Origin of the sequence: Homoserinibacter sp. YIM 151385 (genome assembly GCF_027912415.1) — a bacterium.
Classification (GTDB): Bacteria; Actinomycetota; Actinomycetes; order Actinomycetales; family Microbacteriaceae; genus Schumannella.
Genome location: NZ_CP115175.1, coordinates 1087234 through 1109733, shown reverse-complemented (window position 1 = coordinate 1109733; position 22500 = coordinate 1087234). Strand labels below are relative to the sequence as shown.

The window sequence follows — 22500 nt, the reverse complement described above, 5'->3', positions numbered from 1 at the left end:
CTCAGTCGAGCCCGCGCCGCGCGAGGAGCGGCTCGATGCGGGCATCGCGGCCGCGGAAGTCGCGGTACGCCTCGAGCGGGTCCTTCGAGCCCCCGACCCCGAGGAGTCGCTGCCGGAAGCGGTCGCCGTTCTCGCGGGTGAGCCCGCCGTGCTCGCGGAACCACTCGACCGTGTCGGCGTCGAGCACCTCGCTCCAGATGTACGAGTAGTAGCCGGCGTCGTAGCCGCCCGCGAAGGTGTGCGCGAAATACGTGGAGGAGTAGCGGGTCGGCACGGCCGGGTCGTCGAGCCCCGCCTCGGCGAGGGCCGCCGCCTCGAAGGCCGCGACATCCTGGACTGCGGCCGCCGCCTCCTCGTCGAGCCGGTGCCAGGCCTGATCGAGGATCGCGGCCGCGAGGTACTCGCTCGTGCCGAAGCCCTCGCCGAACTGCTCGGCCTCGTGCAGGCGCTCGACGATCGCGGGATCGAGGGGTTCGCCGGTCTCGTGGTGGCGGGCGTAGTGCTCCAGGACCTCGGGCCACAGCATCCACATCTCGTTCACCTGGCTCGGGAACTCGACGAAGTCGCGGAAGACGTTCGTGCCCGCGGCGCTCGGGTAGTCGACGCGCGCGAAGAGGCCGTGGAGGGCGTGGCCGAACTCGTGGAAGAGCGTCGTCACCTCGTCGAGCGTGAGCAGGGTGGGGGATCCGGCGGCGGGCTTGGGCACGTTGAGGTTGTTGACGACGACGGCCGGGTCGCCCGTGAGCGCGCTCTGCGAGCTGAGGTCGTTCATCCAGGCCCCGCCGCGCTTCGCATCGCGCGTGTAGAGGTCCAGGAGGTAGAGGCCGACGGGCGTGCCGTCCTCGTCGTGCACCTCGAAGACCCGGACGTCGGGGTGGTAGCCGACGAGGTCGAGCCGCTCCGTGAAGGTGACGCCGTAGAGGAGGGTCGCGGCGTGGAAGACGCCGTCGCGGAGGACCCGCTCGGCCTCGAACCAGGGGCGGAGCGCGGCGGCGTCGAGCTCGTAGCGCGCCGCGCGGTCGCGCTCGGCGGCGAGCGCCCAGTCGTGTGCCTCGACGGGGTGGCCCTCGAGCGCCTCGAGGGAGGCCTTCTCGGCGCGCGCGTTGCGGGCGGCCGCCGGGGCCAGCCGGCCGAGCATGTCGGCGACGGCCTCCGGCGTGCGGGCGGTCTGGTCCGCGGTGACGAAGGCGGCGTGGCTGTCGAAGCCGAGGAGTCGCGCGCGCTCGGCGCGGAGGCGCACGATCTCGAGGAGCACGGGCCGGTTGTCGTGCTCGCCGTCGCGGGAGCCGCGGGCGCGGGAGGCCGACATGATGCGCGCACGGACCTCGCGATCCTCGAGGGAGGCCAGCCAGGGGTGGCCGGTCGGCAGCACGAGCGTGACGAGCCAGCCCTCGAGCCCGCGCTCGGCGGCGGCGCCCGCGGCCGCGGAGCGCTCGCCCTCGCCGAGGCCCGCGAGCTCGGCCTCGTCCGAGATGTGCACCGCGAGCTCGTTCGTGCTCGCGAGCAGCTGCTTCTCAAAGCGCGTGGTGAGCGTCGACAGGCGCTGGTTGATCTCGCGCAGGCGCGCCTTGCGCTCTTCGTCGAGCCCCGCGCCCGCGAGCGTCATCTGGGTGTGGTGCCGCTCGAGCAGATAGCGCTGCTGGGGGCTCAGCTCGAGCTGCTCGCGCTGCTGCCAGAGCGCGTCGACGCGCCGGTAGAGCTCGGGGTCGAGTCGGATGGCGTCCTGGTGGGCGGCGAGGCGGGGCGCGAACTCGGCCTCGAGCTCGGCGATGCGGTCGTTCGAGTCGGCCGAGCTGAGGTTGAAGAAGACCCGGAGCGCGCGGCCGAGCAGCCGGCCGCTGCGCTCGAGTGCCTCGACCGTGTTCTCGAAGGTCGGCAGCTCGCGCCGGCGCGTGATGCTGCGGACCTCGGCGAGCTGCTCCTCGAGGCCCTGCTCGATCGCGGGGCCGTAGTGCTCCTCGCGGATGTCGGCGAAGGGCGGGAGGCCGTAGGGAAGCGTGCTGTCCTCGAGGAGCGGATTCGTCATCCCGCCAGCCTAGGGATGTCGCGCGCACGATGCAGAGATCTCGTTGCAAAGACTCAATTGCAAAGAGAGTCTTGCAAAGGAGTCTTTGCACGCGTATCGTGGCGGTCATGGACGACGAGACGCAGGGCATCCCCGAGGAGCGCATCCTCGGCGTCGAGGACCTCAAAGGCCTCGCGCACCCGCTGCGCGTCGCGATCTACGAGCGCGTCAGCGCCTACGGGCAGGCGACCGCGAGCGGTCTCGCCGAGACGCTCGGCGAGTCGAGCGGCGCCACGAGCTACCACCTCCGCCAGCTCGCGAAACACGGCTTCGTGCGCGAGGTCGAGGGGCGGGGCACCGGCCGCGAGCGCTGGTGGGAGCGGGTGCCCGGGAGCATCTCGGTGCGCGCCGCCCAGTTCGCGCCCGGCAGCGCGGGGCGCCTCGCGACCGAGATGGTCGCGCGCGAGTTCGAGCGCACCCGGGCGCGGCTGCTCGAGGACTTCACGCAGCGCGGCCTCGAGGTGCTCGGCGTCGACTGGATCGAGGCCTCGGCCCTCACCACCTCGAACCTGCGCCTCACCCTCGAGGAGGCGGCGGAGCTCAACCGCGAGCTCGAGGAGCTCTTCATGTCGGTGGTCGACCGCTACCGCCGCCCGAGGCCGGCGCCCGGCGCACGGCCTGTCCAGGTCCACCTGAACCTGTTCCCCATCGTCGACGGCGAGCCCGCTCCCGAGGACGAGCCCGGAGCCGCCTCATGAGGCGCGCGGGCACCCTGGAAGGCCGTCCCCGGATGTCGGTGGCCGGCGAGAGGATCGATGCACGACGAGATGAGGTGAGACGATGACCGCCGCAGCCATGCCGAGCCGGACGATGACCGCCGGCCGCGCCACCCAGGGCCGCTCCACGGAGGGGATCTGGCGCCTGACCGAGCGGCTCGGGCTGAGCCTCGTGGCGTGGTCGCGAGCCCGCGCCGAGGCGCGCGCGACCAGCCACGAGCGGCAGATGCGCGCCATCGCGACCGAGGCCGCGCTGGACCGCCGAGCGCGGGCCCTCGCGGGCGAGCTGCCGCCGCTGCGCTGAGCGCGGCCGCACCGGATCCGCATGCCACGCGGAACGGAGCCCGGGACGATCCCTGCTGATCGTCCCGGGCTCTGCGCTTCGCCACTCGCTGCTCGAGGAGCGCGACGAGCGCGGCGGAGGGCGCTAGTCCTCCTGCGTCACGCGCGCCTCGCCCGAGGCGGGATCGACGCGGATCGTCGTGCCGTCGTCGAGCTGGGCGACGGGCCGGCCCTCGAGCCAGGTGAGCGTCCAGCGCCAGGCGGCGGCATCCACGCCCTCCTCGGCGAGCTCGAGCTCGACTCCCGCGATCGCCCCGCGCACCTCGGCGGGCAGGCTCGCGGGCGGCTCGGCGCCGACCGCCCATCGCGTTCCGAGCTGCATCAGTCGTCCGATCCGGGGTCGGGAGCCGTGCTCGGCTCCGGTGTCGTCTCGAGCACGCGCTCGCGCTCCGCGTTCTCATAGGCGGCCTGCGCCGCCTCGGTCGGCTTCGCGCACGCGTCGTGCGGCGCTCGCACCGGCACGATCTCCTCGCCGAGGTCGAGCCACAGGATCAGCGGATCCGGGAGCTCGAGCGTGCACGCGCCGGAGGTCGGCTCCGCATCCATCGTGCCGTAGACCTCGAGCAGCTCCGCGGGGTCGACGACGTGGTCGACCGTCTCGCGCGGGCGCTCCGCGCCGCCGCCGGTCTGCAGGATCGGGTCGGCGGCGCAGATGTAGACGGCCTCGACGCCGTCCACCGGCCCGTCGAGCGGGCCGGCGCCGACCGCGGGGCAGTACTCGAGCACGGCCGGGTCGGTGAGCGGGACGATGGGCCGCGCATCTCCGCCCGAGGAGACCGGTCCCTGCTCGGGCGTGGAGCCGGGGCTGGGCGCCCCCGCGGGCGCGCCGGTGCAGGCGGCGAGCGCGAGCGCCATGGCGGCCGTCGCGACCCCCGCGACGGCGACCCGGCGCCCGCCGCGGATCACTCCGCGACCTCCGCGAGCACGACATCCCGCACGGCGACCTCGTCGGCCGTCTCGAGCACGAGCGCCTCGATGCGCCCGACGGCGCGCAGGTCGTCGACCGCACCCGACAGCAGCGCGGGGCCGGCGAGGACGGCCGAGGCGACGGGCGTCTTCTGGCTGGCCTTCGCATCCGACTTCGCCCGGCGGATGCCGATGAGGGCGGCGCTCACGGCGGGCAGGAGCCCCGTGGGGCCCGCCGTGCCGTGCTCGCCGAGCTCCTCGACGCTCGGCCAGGCGGCGCGGTGGATGCTGCCCTCGTGGGTCCAGGACCACACCTCCTCCGTGGCGAAGGGGATGACGGGGGCGAGAAGGCGCAGGACCACGTCGACCGCCGTGCGGAGCGTCGTCACGGCGCTCGCCTGTGCGGCCCCGGTGCCGGTGTAGGCGCGCTCCTTGACGAGCTCGAGGTAGTCGTCGCAGAAGGTCCAGAAGAACTGCTCGGCGGTCTCGAGCGCCCGCGCGTGGTCGAACTGCTCATAGGCCTGCGTCGCCGTGCGCACGACGCCGGCGAGCTCGGCGAGGAGCTCGCGGTCGAGCGGCTCGGAGACCGCCGCGGCTCCTGCGTCGTAGGGGAAGGAGTAGACGAACTTCGCCGCGTTGAGCACCTTGATCGCGAGGCGCCGGCCGATCTTGATCTGCTTCGGGTTCTGCGGGTCGAAGGCCGCGTCCGTGCCGAGTCGGCTCGAGGCCGCCCAGTAGCGCACCGCATCCGAGCCGTGCTCCTCGAGGAGGCCGGCGGGCGTCACGACGTTGCCCTTCGACTTCGACATCTTCTTGCGGTCGGGGTCGACGATGAAGCCCGAGATGCCGGCGTTCCGCCACGGGATCGAGCCGTGCTCGAGCTGAGCCCGGAGCACCGTCGAGAAGAGCCAGGTGCGGATGATGTCCTGGCCCTGCGAACGGAGGTCGTAGGGGAAGACGAGGTCGAAGAGCGCGTCGTCGCGGCCCCAGCCGGCCGCGATCTGCGGGGTGAGGGAGCTCGTCGCCCAGGTGTCCATGATGTCGAGCTCGCCGATGAAGCCGCCGGGGACGCCGCGCTGCGACTCCTCGTAGCCGGGCGCCGCATCCGAGGACGGGTCGACGGGGAGCTCGGCCTCGTCGGGCACGATCGGGCTGCCCTGCACGGGATTCCCGTCCGCGTCGAGCGGGTACCAGACGGGGATCGGCACGCCGAAGAAGCGCTGACGCGAGATGAGCCAGTCGCCCGTCAGGCCGCCGACCCAGTTGTCGTAGCGGACCCGCATGAAGTCGGGGTGGAAGTCGATGTCGCGCCCCGCCTGGAGCAGGCGCTCGCGCAGCGCCTCGTCGCGGGCGCCGTTCGAGATGTACCACTGGCGGGTCGACACGATCTCGAGCGGACGGTCGCCCTTCTCGAAGAACTTGACCGGGTGCTGGATCCGCTTCACCTCGCCGACCAGGTCGCCGGACTCCCCGAGGAGCTCGACGATGCGGGCCTTCGCGCTGAAGACGGTCTTGCCGGCGAGCTCGGCATAGGCGGCGCGGCCGGCGTCCGAGAAGAGGGAGGCGGCGGGCGCCTCGCTCACGAGACGGCCGTCGAAGCCGATGATGGCGCGGTTGTCGAGGCCCAGCTCGCGCCACCAGACCACATCCGTCGTGTCGCCGAAGGTGCAGACCATGGCGATGCCCGATCCCTTGTCCTGCTGGGCGAGGTGGTGGGCGAGCACCGGCACCTCGACGCCGAAGAGCGGCGTCGTGACGGTGGTGCCGAAGAGGTGCCGGTAGCGCTCGTCGTCGGGATGCGCGACGAGGGCCACGCAGGCGGGGAGGAGCTCGGGGCGGGTCGTCTGGATGTCGACCGTCGTGCCGTCGGGCCGGTGGAAGGCGACGCCGTGGTAGGCGGCCGGCTGCTCGCGGTCCTCCAGCTCGGCCTGCGCGACCGCCGTCCGGAAGGTGACATCCCAGAGCGTCGGGGCATCGGCCTGGTACGCCTCGCCGCGCGCGAGGTTGCGGAGGAAGGCGCGCTGGGCGGCGCGCTGCGCGTCGTCGCCGATGGTGCGGTAGGTGAGCGACCAGTCGACGCTGAGGCCGAGCGTGCGCCAGAGCTCCTCGAACTGGAGCTCGTCCTCGGCGGTGAGCCGCTCGCAGAGCTCGATGAAGTTGCGGCGCGAGATGGGCTGCTGGTCGGCGGCCTTCGTGCTCTTGCCGTCGCCGCCCTCGAAGGGCGGGCTGAAGTCGGGGTCGTAGGGGAGCGTCGGGTCGCAGCGCACGCCGTAGTAGTTCTGGACGCGGCGCTCGGTGGGCAGGCCGTTGTCGTCCCAGCCCATGGGGTAGAAGAGGTGCTTGCCGCGCATGCGCTGGTAGCGGGCGGCGAGATCCATATGGGTGTAGCTGAAGACGTGCCCGATGTGGAGCGAGCCGGAGGCGGTCGGCGGCGGGGTGTCGATCGCGAATACCTGCTCCGAGCCCGCCGCGGCGGCGGCCTCGCGATCGAACCGGTAGGTGCCGTCCTCCGCCCAGCGCGACTCCCAGACCGCTTCGAGGCCTTCGAGGGCGGGCTTCTCGGGGATCTCGCGGCTGGGCGACATGGCTCTCCTGCTCGGTATGGGCGGCACCGTGTCGATGGTGAGGTGCCTGATTCGCGTGCCTCGATCGTACCCGCCGGGGCCGCCGCGATCCCGCTCGGCGGCTGACGCATCCTCAGCTCCCCGCGGCGGAAAGCTAACACGTGGTCGGCGTTCGCGACCGGCTTTGTCGGGAATCACCGAAACCTCTGCGACATCCGAGGAGTCCGCCCTCGGAACGGGGCGCGCGAGGTGGGATCGTCAACACGCCGGTCTCCGACTTCGGGTTCGGCCCGCCCCGGGGCCCGGCGATCGAGCGCACGTACCGTGCCGCCTCCGGCGGCTGACGGGAGCTCGTGCGAGCCTGCTGATCCGCTCGCACGGCGCGAGGCGCCCGGCCATCCCGGCCGGGCGCCTCGTTGCGCCGCCGCGCGCGCCCAACCTCCCGACACCCTCTGCCACCTCCCGCCACCTCCTGCCACCTTCCGAAATGCAGGACGGGGCGCGGCTGCCCGCTGACCCGCTCGCGCGAGAACGGCGCCGTCACCGTTTCCGTCCTGCATTTCGGAATGGCGGCGGGGGGCCGGCGCGGCCACCGCGCCGACTGCGGCTCGGGTCCGGCGAGGTCCGGCTGGGTGCCCGCCGGGTGACCGGCGGCGCGCGGGGTGCCCGCGCCTAGCCTGGATGCATGACGAGTGACGCGCCCCGATCCGCCGCCCGCCGCATCCAGCAGACCCCCGGCTTCCGCACCGCCGCCCGGGTCGGCTACGCCGTCAACGGGCTGCTGAACCTCCTGATCGGCGTGCTCGCGATCAGCGTCGCGGTCGCGGGCGCCTCGAGCGGCAGCGCCGACCAGCAGGGGGCGCTCAGCTCGCTCGCCTCCGCCCCCGGCGGCGTGCTGCTCATCTGGGTCATCGCGGTCGGCACCGCGGCGCTCGGCCTCTGGCAGATCGCGGGGGGCGTGCTCGCGACGGGCGAGGACGCGAAGGAGCGCTGGGCGACGCGGCTCAAGGAGATCGGCAAGGGCGTCGCGTACCTGGCGATCTCGGGGATCGCGATCGGCACGGCGATCGGAGGCGGCTCCGGCGGCTCGGGCGGCTCGGGCGGCGGCTCGGAGGAGAGCCTCACCGCGACCCTCCTGGCGACGCCCGGCGGCGTGGTGCTCGTCGTGGCGGTCGGTCTCGGCGCGCTCGGCGTCGGCGGCTACATGGTCGCGAAGGGCGCGCGCCGGAAGTTCCTCGAGGACATCACGCAGCCCGGCGGCACGGCGGGCAGGGTGGCGCTCGTCACCGGCATCATCGGCTACGTCGCCCGCGGCGTCGCGATCGGGGCGATCGGCGTCCTCTTCATCGCCGCGGGGCTCACGGCCGACCCGGAGCGGGCGGGCGGGCTGGACGATGGGCTCGCCGCCGTCGCGGAGCTGCCGTTCGGGCAGGTGCTGCTCGTCGGCATCGGGGTCGGCTTCATCGCCTACGGCGTCTACTGCGGGGTCCGCGCGCGCTACGCGAAGCTCTGATCCGGGCGGCCGCCGACTACGGTGTGCGCCGCACGACCTCGACCGTGCGGTGCGCCACGCGACCGGCGGCGTCCTCGACCGTCAGCGTCACCCGGATCGCGGCGGCGGCGCACTGATAGCTCAGCTCGCGCGTCCCGCCGCTGCCGGGCAGACCCTCGAGGGTCGGCAGGGTCTTCGCGTCGTCGACGCCGAGGCCGAGATACGCCCGCTCGGCGGCCGGGCTCGACCAGCGGATGTCGAGCGGCACCGCGTCCCGCGTGTTCGGGCACTCGGCCGTCGCCGGCACGCTGAGGCTCCGGATCGCGGGCGCGTCCGCGTCGCCGCGATCGACGCCGATCGCGGGGGCGTCGCCCGGGGCGCCCTCCGACCCGCCGGGGCCGTCGCCCGCATCCCCCTCGCCATCGACGGGACCCGGGGAGGCCGTCCCCTCGCCCGGCAGGTCGCCCGAGGCCTGGTCGCCGACCGGCTCGGGGGAGGCGACGGGCTGCTGGCGGCCGAGCTCCGGCCCGGGATCGTGCCCGTCGGCGAGGACCACGGCGGCCGTGACGCCGCCCGCCGCGAGCGCGAGTGCGCAGATCGAGCCGAGGATGACGCGCGTGCGCATGGGGGAGAGCCGCGACGGCTGCGTCTCGTCCATGCGGTGCCTCTCAGAGCCGGTCGAGCGGCACCCGGGTGCGCGCGGCCGCGAGGGCCGCGACGGCGGTGAGCGCCGACATCGTGACGAGCACGATACCGGGGTGCCACCAGGCGAATCCGCTCGCCTGGCCGAGCAGCAGCGTCAGGGCGGGCACGAAGCCCGTCAGAACGGCGGCGATGCTGTACGAGAAGGACAGGGCGGAGTAGCGGTACCGGCCCGCGAACTGGTCGCTCATGAGGCCGCCGAGCGCGGCCCAGCTCATGGTCGGGAGGATGCCGCCGACGATCATCGTGCCGACCAGGATCGGGAAGGTGGCGAACTGGAGCAGGAAGTACATCGGGAACGCGATGAGGGCCGTGCCGATCGCGCCCCACATGACGACGCGCGCGGAGCCGATGCGCATCGCGAGCCGCCCGAAGAGCGGGATCGTGACGAGCTGGAGGAGGCCGCCAATCGTCGTGGCGAGGAGCAGGTCGCTGTAGGCGAACTTGAGCACGGTCGCGCCGTAGTTCACCGTGTAGGTGTTCATGAGCGAGTAGGAGCCGATGCCGAGGAGCGCCGCGCCGATCGCGATGACGACCTGGCCGGGCTGACTGCGCAGCACGTCCGCGAGCGGGAGGCGGTCGCGCTTGCCCTCCGCGACGAGCTTCGCGAAGACCGGCGTCTCGTCGATCCGGCTCCGGAGGTACAGCGAGACGAGCAGCAGCGGGATCGCCGTGAAGAACGGGATGCGCCAGGCCCACTCTGCCAGGGCCGCGTTCCCGAGTGTCGCGGCGAGCACGATGAAGAGCACGGCCGAGAGGATCGAGCCGACCGGCGAGCCGAGCTGGGGGAGTGCGGCGTACAGCGCGCGACGGCGCTCGCCCGCGTGCTCGGTCGCGACGACGATCGAGCCGCCCCATTCGCCGCCCAGCGAGAAGCCCTGCGCGAGTCGCAGCACGATGAGCAGGACCGCGCCGAGCCATCCTGCGGTCTCGTAGCCGGGCAGGACGCCGATGAGGCCCGTCGCGACGCCCATGATCGCGATCGTGATGAGGAGGGTGCGGCGGCGGCCGATGCGGTCGCCGAGGTGGCCGAAGACGATGGCGCCGACGGGGCGGATGATGAAGCCGATCGCGATCGTGAGGAAGGCCGCGAGCGTCTTGCCGACATCGCCGAGCGGGTCGAAGAACAGCGGCCCCACGAAGAACGCCGCGAAGTACGCGAAGATGTAGAAGTCGTACGACTCGAGGGCGGTGCCGACGAAGGACGCCCACACGACGCGGCGCGCGGCGCGCGGGTCGACCGGCTCCTGGCGGCTCTCGGCGGTCTGCTCGGACGGGGCGGCGGTGCTCATGGCGGCTCCTGGGGATCTCGGCTCGCGGCTCGCGACGCCGAGAGACAACCCTAGGGCGAGCCCGGCCATTCCCCGCGAAGATGACGGCGCGAGGCGGAGCCGGTGAGAGTCCTCTCATGCTCGCCGGGGCATGACATCGGCCTTCGCCATACTGGGATCATGGTCCTCCGGTCGGTGCGCGCGCGCATCCTCGCGTCGATCATCGCCGTCGCGACGCTCGGCCTCGGGCTCGCCGGCGCGACGGCCTACCTCGTGCAGCGCGAGCGCATCGTCGAGGGGGTCGAGCAGCGGCTCCTCGACCGCGTCGAGACGGCCCGCGCGGTCGTGACGGGCGAGACGGATGCCGTGGCGGGCGAGAACACCGTGCCCGCGGCCCCGGACCCCTCCGGCTACTCCTCGACCCGGGAGGCGCTGCGCGGGGTGCTCGAGCGGATCGTCCCCGGCGAGCACGAGAGCGCGGTCGGGCTGCTCGACGGCCGGGCCGCCTTCATCCCGGGCGTCGCCGTCGACTTCCACCTCGAGGACTCGCCCGCGCTCGTCGAGCGGGTGGTGCGCGAGACCTCGGACGGCAGCGTGCGCATCGGCACCGCCGTCGAGCCGGGGCTCGGACTGCGCTACATCGCCGTGCCGATCGAGGTCGCGGGCGACCCGCAGCTCGGCACCTATCTCGTCGCCTTCGACCTCGACGGCGAGCTCGCCGACCTGGATGCCGCCTTCGGCACCTACGCCCTCGTCGCGCTCGGCGCGGTCGCCGCGATCGGGCTCGTCGGGTGGTTCGTCGCGGGACGGGCGCTCGGCCCCGTCCGCCGCCTGCGCGAGACGGCATCCCGCATCACCGTGAGCGACCTCTCGGAGCGGATCCCGGTCGGCGCGCGCGACGAGGTCGGCGAGCTCACCGCGACCGTCAACGGCATGCTCGACCGCCTCGAGTCCTCGATCTCGAGCCAGCGGCAGCTGCTCGACGACGTGCGGCACGAGCTCAAGACCCCGATCACGATCGTCCGCGGCCACCTCGAGCTCCTCGATCCCGCCGACGTGGAGGACGTGCGGCAGACCCGCGAGCTCTCGATCGGCGAGCTCGACCGCATGGCCGACCTCGTCGACCGCATCGAGCTCCTCGCGCAGGTGCCGCACGACGTGCCGCGCCTCGAGCGGGCGGAGGTCGCCGAGCTCACCCGGCAGGTGCACGCCATGGTCCGCGTCATCCCCGGGCACGAGTGGTCGCTCGCGGCCGAGTCCGATGTCGTGACCCGGCTCGACCCGCAGCGGATCACGCAGGCCTGGTTGCAGCTCGCCGACAACGCCGCGAAGTACTCGCCCGAGGGGGCGCCGATCCGCATCGGCAGCTCGCGGCGCGACGGCGCCGTCGAGCTGTGGGTCGAGGACGAGGGGGAGGGCATCCCCGCGGACGCCGAGGCGCGCATCTTCGAGCGATTCGGGCGCGCGGACGCCGGCCGCGGCGTCCAGGGCTCCGGCCTCGGCCTCCCCATCGTCCGCGCGATCGCGGAGGCGCACGGCGGGAGGGTGTCGCTCCAGAGCTCCTCCGCGGGGTCGCGCTTCGCGATCGTCCTGCCCATCGTCGGCCGCGACGAGCAGCCGACCCAGCCCCTCGAGGGGCTGCCCGTCCGAGAGGGGCGCCCGTGAGCCGCATCCTGGTCGCCGAGGACGAGCCCGGCATCGCCCGCTTCGTCGAGAAGGGCCTGCGTGCCGCCGGCTACGAGGTCGTCGCCGTCGGCACCGGAACGGAGGCGCTCGAGGTCATCCGCGGCGGCACGGTCGACCTCGTGCTGCTCGATGTCGGGCTGCCGGGCCTCGACGGCTTCTCGGTGCTCAGGCGGGCGCGCGGGGAGGGCGCCGAGGTGCCGATCATCATGCTCACCGCTCGCACGGCGACCGCCGACACGGTCGCCGGCCTCGACGGCGGCGCCAACGACTACATCCCGAAGCCCTTCAAGTTCGACGAGCTGCTCGCCCGCGTGCGCACCAGGATCCGGGATTCGGTCGGGGCTGCGGCGGGCGGGCTCGCCCGCGGGGACCTCGGCCTCGACCTCCGCACCCGCCGCGCGAGCGTCGCGGGCCGGGAGGTGGAGCTCTCGGCGCGCGAGTTCGCGCTCGCCGAGGAGTTCCTGCGGCACCCGGATCAGGTGCTCAGCCGAGAGCAGCTGCTGAGCCGGGTCTGGGGCGTGGACTTCGATCCCGGCAGCAACGTCGTCGACGTGTACGTGCGGTACCTCCGCGGGAAGCTCGGCGCCGACCGCATCGAGACCGTGCGGGGCATGGGCTACCGCCTGGTCTGAGCGGCGGCCGCTCCGCCGACGCTCGCTCGTCGAGGAGCGCGAGGCGAAGGGAGGCGGGCACAGAGGAGCGGCCCCGCCGGATGGCGGGGCCGCTCGGGGTGCTGCTCGGAGGGCCCGGGGGTCAGTCCGCGGAGACCGGGCTGGCGGGGCTGATCGGCGAGACGGGGCTCTGCGGCGACTGCGGGGACTGCGGGGACACCGGCGAGGCCGGCGTCTGCGGCGAGGCGGGCGACACGGGCGAGGCGGCCGTCTGCGGGCTGTTCGGGGTGTTCGGCGTGTTCGCGGTCTGCGCCGAGGGGGTCGCGGCCGGCGTCGCGACGTCGGTCGGGGCGATCGTGGTGGAGGTCGCGGCGCTGGGGATGCGGTCGCCGTTCGGGCTCTCCGTGATCGCGGCGACGCCCGCGTCATCGCTCGAGTTCTGGGCGCCGAAGGCGTTGGCCGCCGAGATGGCGCCGAAGCCGGTGAGCCCGAGGCCGAGGGTCGAGGCCGCGCCGACGACGACCCACTTCCTGTTCTTCATCATCTGCTCGTTCCTTCTGTCTCGTCGGAGGCCGTGTGCCCCGCTGACGAGATCCAGATTCCCGAGACCGCGTGAGATGCCGAGGAGGAGCGCGTGAGAGACGTCTCATCTTCCACACGGCATCCCCCCACCCCGTTCTGCAGGAGATGGTCCCGTCGACGAGGGGCGGAAGCCGTTCCGGACGGGGATCTCCTGCAGAACGGAAGGCGGGGCGCGCGCCGGGGCTCGGGCTAGGGCAGGCCGAGCACGCGCTCGGCGACGGCGACGGCGCGCTGCGGCGTGAGGACGCCGGTGAGCGCGTGGCCGAGCAGGTGCGTCGCGGCGATCGCGGCGACGCGCTCGCCTCGTGCGCGGTCGGCGGTCGAGCGCCAGCGCAGGCGGGCGCGCCGGGCGAGGTCGTCGGCGGCCTCGGAGCGGGCCGGGTCTCCCGCGGTCGCGGCGTGCGCCTTCGTCGCCACGAGATGCGCCCAGAGCGCCGCGGCGTCGTCGGCGGGGTCGCCGGCGCCCGCGGTGTCGATGTCGATGACGCCGACGACGCGGCTCGGATCCTCGGGATCGACGAAGAGCTGGCCGAGGTGCAGGTCGCCGTGGATCGTGGCGCGGCGGAGCTCGGAGCCGAGCGCCCGGGAGACCTCGGCGCCGATGACCTGCAGCCGCGGCTCGAGCTCGGGCGCGAGCGAGCGGACGCGGCGGAGGTACCAGTCGATGCGCCGTGCAAGCGAGCCGCGGGCCTCGCCGTCGCTCGGCACCTGGGCGATCTGCTCGCGCAGCTCGTCGATCGAGTCGAGGAGGCGCTCCGGGTCGGCGAGCCCGAGGGCGCTCGCCGCGGGCATGCCGGGCTGCTCGGCGATCGCGACGACGCCCTCCTGGGACCAGCCCTCGGCGGGCGGCACGGCGACGCCGGCGGCTCGCCAGGCGGCATGGCGCTCGTGGATGCGGCGGGCCGCCTCCGGCGCGACGACCTTGAGGTAGTACGCACCGCTCGGCGACGAGACCTTCACGACGGCGCGCTTGCCGGGGCGGTAGGCGGTCACGTCGAGGTGGACGTCGCCGTCGACGGGCGCGCCCGTCAGCCGCTCGAGGAGTCCGCGCGCCCGCTGCGGCACGACGGCGTCGGCGAGGGCGGGCAGGTTGGGGTCGTTCGGGTAGACCCAGACGGCGCGCTCGTCGCCGGTCTCGTCCTGGAGGCGGATGACGCCCTCCCGATCGATGCCGGGCGGGGTCGTCTCGACGTACACGACGCGGTCGACCTCCTGGCCGTGCTCGTCGGCCAGGCGGATGCTGTACCCGGTGACGAAGCCGTTCGGCCCCGCCTCGCTCTGCAGTCGGCGCGCGGCGACGAGCCGGAGTCCGCTCGAGTCCGCGACGGCGCGGAGCAGGTCGTCGTCGACCTCAGTCGTCATCGCCGTCCTCGTCGTCGTCGTCATCGTCGTCGTCGTCGTCATGGTCGTCGTCGAGGTCGTCGGGCGGGGTGGGGGTCACGACGCTCGGACCCGTGGGCGTCGGCGTGGGCGTCGGCGACGCCGTGCGCGTGGGGCTCGGCGCCGGCGTGCTCGGCTCGGGTGCCGGCGTCGCGAGCACGATCGGGGCGACGTCGACGCGCTCGCCGGGCACGTCGCCCGGGGCGAGGGCCATGGCGGCCGCGACGCCGCCGCCCGCGAGCAGCACGGTGCCGAGCACCGCGCCGCCGATCATCGCCGCTCGCCTCATGGCTCCATCCTGCCCTGTCCCGATGCCGCATCCCCGCAATCGGGATGCTCTCTCATCTCGCACGCCGGTACACTCGGGGGAAGACGACGTCGATCCGGCCATCACCGGGGAGTCCTCGGAAGAACGGGCGGAGGCCGGCGCGAGCCGGGCGAGGCCCTGGTAGACCCGAGCGGGGAGCCCGTCACAGCCGGAACGAAGCGGTCGGCGCGAGCCGGCAAGCGAGGTGGTACCGCGGCGCAAGTCGTCCTCGTGCACGAGCCGAGCACGAACCCACCAGGAGCCTTCATGGTCTACCCCCGCAACCTCTCCGACGCCGCCGACGACGCGCGCGCCATCCCGCCGAGCCCGCGGTTCCCGGAGATCGAGCGCGGCATCCTCGCCTTCTGGAAGGGCGACGACACCTTCCAGGCCTCGATCGACCGGCGCGAGGGATGCGAGGAGTGGGTCTTCTACGACGGCCCGCCCTTCGCGAACGGCCTGCCCCACTACGGGCACCTGCTCACCGGCTACGCGAAGGACGTCTTCCCGCGCTTCCAGACGATGCGCGGCAAGCAGGTGCACCGTCGCTTCGGCTGGGACACGCACGGCCTCCCCGCCGAGCTCGAGGCGATGCGCCAGCTCGGCATCACCGAGAAGTCCGAGATCGAGGCGATGGGGATCGGCGCCTTCAACGCGAAGGCGCGCGAGTCGGTGCTGCGCTACACCGGCGAGTGGCAGGAGTACGTCACGCGCATGGCGCGCTGGGTCGACTTCGAGAACGACTACAAGACGCTCGACACCGGCTTCATGGAGAGCGTGCTGTGGGCGTTCAAGCAGCTCCACGACAAGGGCCTCGCCTACGAGGGCTACCGCGTGCTGCCGTACTGCTGGCGCGACGAGACCCCGCTCTCGAACCACGAGCTCCGCATGGACGACGACGTCTACAAGATGCGGCAGGACCAGTCGGTCACGGTGTCCTTCCCGCTCACGGGCGCGAAGGCGGAGGCGCTCGGCCTGACCGCCGTGAAGGCGCTCGCCTGGACGACGACCCCGTGGACGCTCCCCACGAACGCCGCCCTCGCGGTGGGGCCCGCGATCGCCTACGCCGTCATCCAGAGCGGCCCGCGCGGTGCGGGCGACGGCGCGATCGAGGGGGAGACGCGCTACCTCCTCGCGGCCGACACGGTCGGCGCCTACGCGAAGGAGCTCGGCTACGAGGATGCCGCTCAGGCGGTCGCCGCGATCGAGCGCACCGTGCCGGGCGCGGAGCTCGGCGGCGTGACCTACGACCGGCTCTGGGACTTCTACGCCGACGATGGGCACGGCAATCAGCACGCCTGGCAGATCCTCGTGGCCGACTACGTCGAGACCGGGGAGGGCACCGGCATCGTCCACCAGGCGCCCGCCTACGGCGAGGACGACCAGATCGTCTGCGCCGCGGCCGGCATCCCCACGATCCTCTCCCTCGACGACGGCGGCCGCTTCACCTCCGCCGTCCCGCTCGTCGCGGGGATGCTGTGGTCGGATGCGAACAAGCCGCTCACCCAGGCGCTCAAGGCCGACGGCCGGCTGCTCGTGCAGAAGAGCTACGAGCACAGCTACCCGCACTGCTGGCGCTGCCGGAACCCGCTCATCTACAAGGCGGTGTCGAGCTGGTTCGTGCGCGTGCCGGAGTTCCGCGACCGCATGGGCGAGCTCAACCAGCGGATCACCTGGGTGCCCGAGAACGTCAAGGACGGGCAGTTCGGCAAGTGGGTCGCGAACTCGCGCGACTGGTCGATCTCGCGCAACCGCTTCTGGGGTTCCCCGATCCCGGTCTGGAAGAGCGACGACCCCGAGCACCCGCGCGTCGACGTCTACGGCTCGCTCGAGCAGCTCGAGCGCGACTTCGGGCGCCTCCCGATCGACGAGCACGGCGAGCCGAACCTGCACCGGCCCTACATCGACGAGCTGACGCGCCCCAACCCCGACGACCCCTCGGGGCGGTCGACGATGCGCCGCATCGAGGACGTCTTCGACGTCTGGTTCGACTCTGGCTCGATGCCGTTCGCGCAGGTGCACTACCCCTTCGAGAACCAGGCGTGGTTCGAGGAGCACAGCCCCGCCGACTTCATCGTCGAGTACATCGGGCAGACCCGCGGCTGGTTCTACACGATGCACGTGCTCTCGACGGCGCTCTTCGACCGGCCGGCCTTCTCGAACGTCATCAGCCACGGGATCGTCCTCGGCTCCGACGGCCAGAAGATGTCGAAGAGCCTGCGCAACTACCCGGACGTCTCGGAGGTCTTCGACCGCGACGGCGCGGATGCCATGCGCTGGTTCCTCATGTCGTCGAACGTGATCCGCGGCGGCAACCTGGTCGTGACGGAGGAGGGCATCCGGCAGGGTGTGCGCGAGCTGCTGCTGCCGCTGTGGTCGACCTACTACTTCTTCACCCTCTACGCGAACAGCGCGGGGGTCGAGGCGGAGCGCGCGGTCTCCTCGACGCACGTGCTCGACCGCTACCTCCTCGCGAAGACCCGGCAGCTCGTCGAGGACGTGACGCGCGACCTCGAGGCGCTCGACAGCCCCTTCGCCGCGGGCCGACTCCGCGAGTTCGCCGACGTCCTCACGAACTGGTACGTCCGCCGCAGCCGCGACCGCTTCTGGGACGGCTCGGACCGCGCGGCCTTCGACACGCTGTTCACGGTCCTCGAGACGGTGTGCCGCGTCGCCGCCCCCATGGCGCCCCTCGTGACGGAGGAGATCTGGCGCGGCCTCACGGGCGGGCGCAGCGTCCACCTCGAGGACTGGCCGGATGCGGCGGAGCTCCCGGCGGACGACGCGCTCGTCGCGGCGATGGACCGGGTGCGCGAGATCGCGTCCTCGGGGCTCGGCGTGCGGAAGGCGCGCGGGCTCCGCGTCCGCCTGCCGCTCGCGGGCCTCACGATCGTCGCCGAGGACGCGGCCTCCCTGCGGGACTTCGCCGACATCCTCCGCGACGAGCTCAACGTGAAGCGGGTCGACCTCGAGGCGCCCGCCGCCGACAGCCTCGAGCGCTTCGGGCTCTCGCAGCGACTCGGCGTCAACGCGCGAGTCCTCGGGCCGCGCCTCGGCAAGGACGTGCAGCGCGTCATCCAGGCCGCCAAGGCGGGGGACTGGGCGGCATCGGGATCCGGCGTCGTCGTGGGCGGGATCGAGCTCGCCGAGGGCGAGTTCGAGCTCGTCCTCGAGGCCGCCGACGACTCGGCCGCGGTCGCGTTCCTGCCGGGCGGCGGCTTCGTCGTCCTCGACGCCGCGCTCACGCCCGAGCTCGAGGCGGAGGGGCTCGCCCGGGATGTCGTGCGCGCCGTCCAGCAGGCCCGCAAGGACGCCGACCTCGAGGTCTCGGACCGCATCTCGCTCCGCATCGAGGGGGACGCCGCGGCGCTCGCCGCGATCGCCGCCCACGCGGAGCTCATCCAGGGGGAGACCCTCAGCGTCTCGCTCGAGACCGGGGAGCGCGCCGACGGCGCTTCGCCCGTCGGCGAGGGCTCCCGCGTCACGATCACGGTGGAGCGCGCATGAGCGACGAGCAGGACGGATTCCGCGAGGCCGCCGAGGCCGTCTACCAGGAGCTGCTGGCGCGCGTCGGCGAGGCGCAGCCCGAGCCCCGCCTCGACGCGACCCGGCGCGCCGTCGAGCTGCTCGGCGACCCGCACCGCTCGGCGCCGGTCATCCAGATCGCGGGCACGAACGGCAAGACCTCCACGAGCCGGATGATCGCCTCGCTGCTGCGCGCCGCCGGGCTCCGCCCCGGCCTCCTCACGAGCCCGCACCTGCAGCGCGTGACCGAGCGCATCGTCATCGACGGCGAGCCGATCAGCGACGAGGCCTTCGCGGCCGCGGGGGAGGACGTCCGGCCCTATCTGCTCATGGTCGACGCCGAGCTCACCGCGAACGGCGAGCCGCCGCTCACCTTCTTCGAGGCGCTCACCGTCCTCGCCTTCGCGGCCTTCGCCGACGCGCCCGTGGATGTCATGGTGCTCGAGGTGGGACTCGGCGGCGAGTGGGACTGCACGAACGTCGCCGATGCGCAGGTCGCCGTCTTCACGCCCATCGCACTCGACCACATGGACCGTCTCGGCGCGACCATCGAGCTCATCGCCCGCACGAAGTCCGGCATCATCAAGCCCGCCTCCTCGGTCGTCACGGCGAATCAGCGGATCGAGGCGCTCGACGAGCTCCGGGCGGCCGCCGCGCAGGACGAGGCGTCGATCGCGATCGAGCGCAGCGACTTCGCGGTCGAGTCCTCGGCGATGGCGGTCGGCGGACAGCTGCTCGACCTCCGCGGCATCGCGGGGCGCTACGAGGGCGTCTTCCTGCCGCTCTACGGCGACCACCAGGCGCAGAACGCGGCCGTCGCCGTCGCCGCGGTCGAGACCTTCCTCGGGGAGGGCACACGCGCCCTCGACCTCGACGTCGTCGTGCAGGGGCTCGCCGAGGCGGATTCGCCCGGCCGACTCCAGCTCGTCGGCGTCGAGCCGAGCGTCTTCGTGGATGCCGCCCACAATCCGCACGGCGCCGCCTCCCTCGCGGCGGCCATGCAGGAGTACTTCGACTTCGCGGAGATCGCGCTCGTGCTCGGCGTGCTGCGCGACAAGGACGCGCACGGCATCGTCCGGGAGCTCGCGCCGATCGCGGCACGCATCCACGCCACGCGCTCGGAGTCGGAGCGCGCGATCGGCGAGGAGGAGCTCGCCGAGATCGCGGGCGCCGTCGCGGGGCCCGATGCCGTCGTGACCTTCGCCCGCGCGGAGGACGCACTCGACGAGGCGCGAGCCTGGGCGGCCGCCGAGCCGCGGCGCGCGGTCGTCGTGACCGGCTCCATCACCCTCGTCGGCGAGGCGATCGCGCTCGCCGAGGCGGGGGGCTGGAAGTGAGCGGGGCGGCGACGGAGGGCGTGGAGCCGGACGGCGTGGAGCCGGACGGCGTCGAGCCGGAGGGCGCGGAGCCGGACGCGACCGCCGGGCAGCCCGCGCCGACGCGCCGCCCGCGCCGCCAGCGCAGCGTCACCGAGACGCTGTGCTCGATCGCGCTCGGCCTCGAGGCCGCCGTGCTGTTCTTCGTCGCGCTCGTGATGTTCGGGCTCAAGCTCCTCGACCCCGCGCTCGCCCTCGGCGGCGGGCTCGGCGCGATCGTGCTCGTGAGCGTCGTCGCCGGCCTCCAGCGCTACCGCTGGGGGCAGTGGCTCGGCTGGGCCGTGCAGCTCGGCCTCATCCTCCTCGGGCTCCTGCTGCCCGTCATGTTCCTCGTCGGCGCCCTCTTCGCGGCGTTCTGGGCCTACTGCGCGATCCGCGGCGGCCAGATCGACCGCATGAAGGCCGCCGCCGCATCCGCCTCCTGACCGACCGAACCCCCGCCGAATCCCGGAAGGACCCCATGAACATCGAAGAGACCCTCGTCCTCGTCAAGCCCGACGGCGTCGCCCGCAGCCTGACCGGCGAGATCCTGCGCCGCATCGAGGCGAAGGGCTACCAGCTCGTCGACATCCGGCTGGTGCAGGCCGACCGCGCCCTGCTCGCCGAGCACTACGCCGAGCACGAGGGCAAGCCCTTCTACGAGCCGCTCGTCGAGTTCATGGAGTCCGGCCCCGTGGTCGCGATCCGCGTGACCGGCAACCGCGTCATCGAGGGCTTCCGCTCGCTCGCGGGCACCACCGACCCGACGACGGCCGCGCCGGGCACGATCCGCGGCGACCTCGGCCGCGACTGGGGCCTCAAGGTGCAGCAGAACCTCGTGCACGGCTCCGACTCGCCCGAGTCGGCCGCGCGCGAGCTCGCCCTCTGGTTCGCCTGACCCACCACGCGCAAGAGACATGTCTCTCGGCGCGAGGACGGCGGCATCCCACCGTCCTCGCGCCGTTTCGCATGTCTGCGGCGTCGGCTCGGCCGCGGCAGGCCTGCCCGCCTGCGAGCGCGGCCGTCCTCGGCGCGCCCGACGGGCGCCACGGGGTCGCCGTCGCATCTGCAATAGACATGTCTGCGTCGCGTGGGACAGGCCGGTATGGCCGTCTGTCTGGCAACAGACGTGTCTCTTGCAGATGCGAGGCAGGTGCGGGGGCGGGATGCGGGGGCGCGGATGCGACGGGTGCGAGCGCGCCGGCCCGCGGGTCAGCCGACCTGCGCCGCGACGAAGTCCATGAAGTCGCCGTCCGCCTGCGCGTTCCAGGTGGTGCCGTTCACGACGAGCGTCGGCGTGCCCTGGATCTCGGCGCGCTCTGTCGCGGCCGCCACCCAGTCCTCGAAGCCCTCGCTGTCGATGCACTCCATGACATCCGGATCGTCGACGCCGCCCGCCTGCACGAGCTCCTTGATGCCGCCGTTCGTGAGGCCCGTCGTGCCCTCCGAGGGCTGGTTCTGGAACATCTGCTCCTGCACGTCGAGGAAGGACTCCGGCGCGTACTGCGAGACGCAGGCGGCGGCGTTCGCTGCGCGGCTCGAGTAGCGGCTGCCGGCGTAGGCGTTGTCGAGGATCGCGACCGGGTGGACCTCGAGGGTCGCCCCGCCGCTCGCCACGAGATCCGCGATCGGGCCGGCGTAGGCCTCCTCGAAGCTCTTGCAGGCGGGGCACGCCCAGTCGACGTAGCTGACGATGTTCGCGATGCCGTCCTGCGGCTCGGTCGCGGTCGGCTCGCCGTCCTCGGGGATCGCGTCCGTCGCGACGGGCACGACCTCGCCCGCGTCGCCCTGGAACAGGATGCCGTCGCTCGCCATGTTCTCGGGGCCGCCGGGGAAGCTGACCTTGGGGATCGAGTTCACGATCACGAGGGCGACGACGACGCCGATCGCGAGGAGCGCGAGCGTCACGCCGGCCGGCACGGCGATGCGGAGGGCGCGCTCGCGTCGCCGGGCCTTCTCGCGCGAGATCCTGGCCGCCTCGCGGGCGGCCTCGCGGCGCTGGTTCTTGGAGAGCTTGTCCTCGGGCACCCGCCGAGGCTATGGCGATCCGCTGTCCGTACCCTGTGCGGACGCTGAGCCGAGAAGCCGGGTCAGCTCAGCGAGCCGATCACGTCGAGCCGGAGCTGCGCGAGCAGCGCGATCACGAGGTAGGCGGCGATGGTGAGCGGCACGACGTAGGGCGAGAGCGCGCGGCCCAGTCGGCGCCCGCCGCCGAGGTGCCCGCTCGAGAGGTTCCAGACCAGGGTCGAGATGAACATCGGGATCGTGGCCGACCAGACGACCATGCACCACGGGCAGAGCGTGCCGAGCACGTAGATGCTCTGGCTGATGAGCCAGATCACGAAGACGAGGGCGCCGGTGAGGCCGAGCTGGAACGCGATCCAGAACCAGCGGGCGAAGCGCGCGCCGGCGAGGAGTCCCGCGCCGACGACGATCGGCGCGACGAAGCCGGCCACGCCGAGCACCGGGTTGGGGAAGCCGAAGACGGCCCCCTGCCACGAGCCGAGGTTCTTGCCGCACTGCACGAGCACGCTGATGTCGCAGCTCAGCGCCGCGTCGGGATCCGCGAGGACGACGAACTTCTCGAGCGCGAGCGCGACGGAGGCGATCCAGCCGATCAGGCCGAGGACGACGAGGGCCGAGGCGAGCAGCCAGGGGGTGCGGTTCCGGGTGCCGTCGGCCATGGACCGGATTATGTCACGGGGCGGGAGACGCGGACCTGTGCGGCCATGCGATACTCTGACGCAGTCGGTCGAGCACCGCTCGACATGACGACCGAGAAGGCTTTTCCGGGCACTACCGGACCGCGAGTGCGACCCCGCACCGCGTCGGACAGCCAGTTCCGAGTGTGGTGAGAGCACGCGATCGATCAGAGCCGATGCCGCGCATCGTGCCGATCGAGACCACAGGATTTCGGCGGACCCGCCATGAAGCGGACCGCCGGCGAGAGTACCCGGAGGATGGCGCGGCCGCCCCCGGACGAGGAGCGCACCAGC

General features: G+C 73.1%; 20 protein-coding genes. 9 read left to right on the top strand and 11 right to left on the bottom strand.

The genetic code is table 11. The annotated features are described in order from the left end of the window. Position 1 precedes the first annotated feature (1 nt). The gene (locus OF852_RS05350; protein ID WP_271120770.1) at positions 2-2026 is read right to left on the bottom strand and encodes a M3 family metallopeptidase; all 2025 of its coding nucleotides are present in this window, start codon (positions 2024-2026) and stop codon (positions 2-4) included. A gap of 107 nt (positions 2027-2133) precedes the next feature. On the opposite strand from OF852_RS05350, the gene OF852_RS05345 reads away from it, so the two are divergent. Both OF852_RS05345 and OF852_RS05340 read left to right on the top strand, forming a co-directional pair. Further along, positions 2134-2763: a winged helix-turn-helix domain-containing protein gene (locus OF852_RS05345; RefSeq protein ID WP_271120769.1), complete on the top strand. Its 630-nt coding sequence runs from the start codon at positions 2134-2136 to the stop codon at positions 2761-2763. Positions 2764-2845: 82 nt separating this feature from the next. After that, positions 2846-3085, top strand: a complete 240-nt coding sequence (locus tag OF852_RS05340; RefSeq protein WP_271120768.1) for a hypothetical protein — start codon at positions 2846-2848, stop codon at positions 3083-3085. A gap of 123 nt (positions 3086-3208) precedes the next feature. On the opposite strand, the gene OF852_RS05335 is transcribed toward OF852_RS05340, so the two are convergent. From OF852_RS05335 to valS, 3 genes are read right to left on the bottom strand one after another with little or no spacing between them, the layout of a single operon-like run. Continuing rightward, positions 3209-3445: a hypothetical protein gene (locus OF852_RS05335; protein WP_271120767.1), complete on the bottom strand. Its 237-nt coding sequence runs from the start codon at positions 3443-3445 to the stop codon at positions 3209-3211. Continuing rightward, on the bottom strand, positions 3445-4029 hold the full coding sequence (locus tag OF852_RS05330) for a hypothetical protein (RefSeq protein WP_271120766.1): 585 nt from the start codon (positions 4027-4029) through the stop codon (positions 3445-3447). The genes OF852_RS05335 and OF852_RS05330 overlap by 1 nt, the downstream gene beginning before the upstream one ends. Then, positions 4026-6614 (bottom strand): valine--tRNA ligase, encoded by a 2589-nt coding sequence (gene valS, locus OF852_RS05325; protein ID WP_271120765.1) that lies wholly within the window; start codon positions 6612-6614, stop codon positions 4026-4028. Before valS ends, OF852_RS05330 begins: the two co-directional genes overlap by 4 nt. Positions 6615-7278: 664 nt before the next feature. Here valS and OF852_RS05320 point away from each other — a divergent pair. Then, the gene (locus OF852_RS05320) at positions 7279-8106 is read left to right on the top strand and encodes a DUF1206 domain-containing protein (protein WP_271120764.1); all 828 of its coding nucleotides are present in this window, start codon (positions 7279-7281) and stop codon (positions 8104-8106) included. Positions 8107-8122: 16 nt separating this feature from the next. Here the strand turns inward: OF852_RS05320 and OF852_RS05315 are convergent, their stop codons facing one another. Beyond that, positions 8123-8743 carry a hypothetical protein gene (locus OF852_RS05315; RefSeq protein WP_271120763.1) on the bottom strand — a complete coding sequence of 207 codons (621 nt, stop codon included), beginning with the start codon at positions 8741-8743 and terminating at the stop codon, positions 8123-8125. A 10-nt stretch (positions 8744-8753) separates the two neighbouring features. Further along, positions 8754-10079 (bottom strand): MFS transporter, encoded by a 1326-nt coding sequence (locus OF852_RS05310; protein ID WP_271120762.1) that lies wholly within the window; start codon positions 10077-10079, stop codon positions 8754-8756. A 159-nt stretch (positions 10080-10238) separates the two neighbouring features. Between OF852_RS05310 and OF852_RS05305 the strand changes: the two genes are divergently transcribed. Together OF852_RS05305 and OF852_RS05300 are read left to right on the top strand one after the other, a co-directional pair. Beyond that, complete coding sequence (locus OF852_RS05305) at positions 10239-11723, top strand: sensor histidine kinase (protein WP_271120761.1); 1485 nt, start codon at positions 10239-10241, stop codon at positions 11721-11723. Next, on the top strand, positions 11720-12376 hold the full coding sequence (locus OF852_RS05300; RefSeq protein ID WP_271120760.1) for a response regulator transcription factor: 657 nt from the start codon (positions 11720-11722) through the stop codon (positions 12374-12376). Before OF852_RS05305 ends, OF852_RS05300 begins: the two co-directional genes overlap by 4 nt. 121 nt (positions 12377-12497) lie before the next feature. Here OF852_RS05300 and OF852_RS05295 read toward each other — a convergent pair whose 3' ends face one another. The 3 genes from OF852_RS05295 to OF852_RS05285 all read right to left on the bottom strand — a co-directional run bounded on the left by OF852_RS05295 (position 12498) and on the right by OF852_RS05285 (position 14606). After that, entirely contained in the window at positions 12498-12896 is a 399-nt protein-coding gene (locus OF852_RS05295; protein WP_271120759.1) for a hypothetical protein, read from the bottom strand. 230 nt (positions 12897-13126) lie between these two features. Continuing rightward, the gene (locus tag OF852_RS05290; protein WP_271120758.1) at positions 13127-14341 is read right to left on the bottom strand and encodes a phosphotransferase; all 1215 of its coding nucleotides are present in this window, start codon (positions 14339-14341) and stop codon (positions 13127-13129) included. Then, entirely contained in the window at positions 14289-14606 is a 318-nt protein-coding gene (locus OF852_RS05285; protein WP_271120757.1) for a hypothetical protein, read from the bottom strand. The genes OF852_RS05290 and OF852_RS05285 overlap by 53 nt, the downstream gene beginning before the upstream one ends. A 285-nt stretch (positions 14607-14891) precedes the next feature. On the opposite strand from OF852_RS05285, the gene ileS reads away from it, so the two are divergent. From ileS to ndk, 4 genes are read left to right on the top strand one after another with little or no spacing between them, the layout of a single operon-like run. Beyond that, a complete protein-coding gene (gene ileS / locus OF852_RS05280) occupies positions 14892-18131 on the top strand; it encodes an isoleucine--tRNA ligase (protein WP_271120756.1) in 3240 nt (1079 codons plus the stop codon). After that, the gene (locus tag OF852_RS05275) at positions 18128-19486 is read left to right on the top strand and encodes a bifunctional folylpolyglutamate synthase/dihydrofolate synthase (RefSeq protein ID WP_271120755.1); all 1359 of its coding nucleotides are present in this window, start codon (positions 18128-18130) and stop codon (positions 19484-19486) included. The genes ileS and OF852_RS05275 overlap by 4 nt, the downstream gene beginning before the upstream one ends. Continuing rightward, entirely contained in the window at positions 19483-19950 is a 468-nt protein-coding gene (locus OF852_RS05270) for a DUF4233 domain-containing protein (protein WP_271120754.1), read from the top strand. The genes OF852_RS05275 and OF852_RS05270 overlap by 4 nt, the downstream gene beginning before the upstream one ends. 35 nt (positions 19951-19985) lie before the next feature. Then, the gene (gene ndk / locus OF852_RS05265; protein ID WP_271120753.1) at positions 19986-20402 is read left to right on the top strand and encodes a nucleoside-diphosphate kinase; all 417 of its coding nucleotides are present in this window, start codon (positions 19986-19988) and stop codon (positions 20400-20402) included. A 314-nt stretch (positions 20403-20716) separates the two neighbouring features. Here ndk and OF852_RS05260 read toward each other — a convergent pair whose 3' ends face one another. After that, positions 20717-21532, bottom strand: a complete 816-nt coding sequence (locus OF852_RS05260) for a DsbA family protein (protein WP_271120752.1) — start codon at positions 21530-21532, stop codon at positions 20717-20719. A 62-nt stretch (positions 21533-21594) separates the two neighbouring features. Continuing rightward, positions 21595-22188, bottom strand: a complete 594-nt coding sequence (locus OF852_RS05255) for a vitamin K epoxide reductase family protein (protein WP_271120751.1) — start codon at positions 22186-22188, stop codon at positions 21595-21597. Positions 22189-22500: the final 312 nt, after the last annotated feature.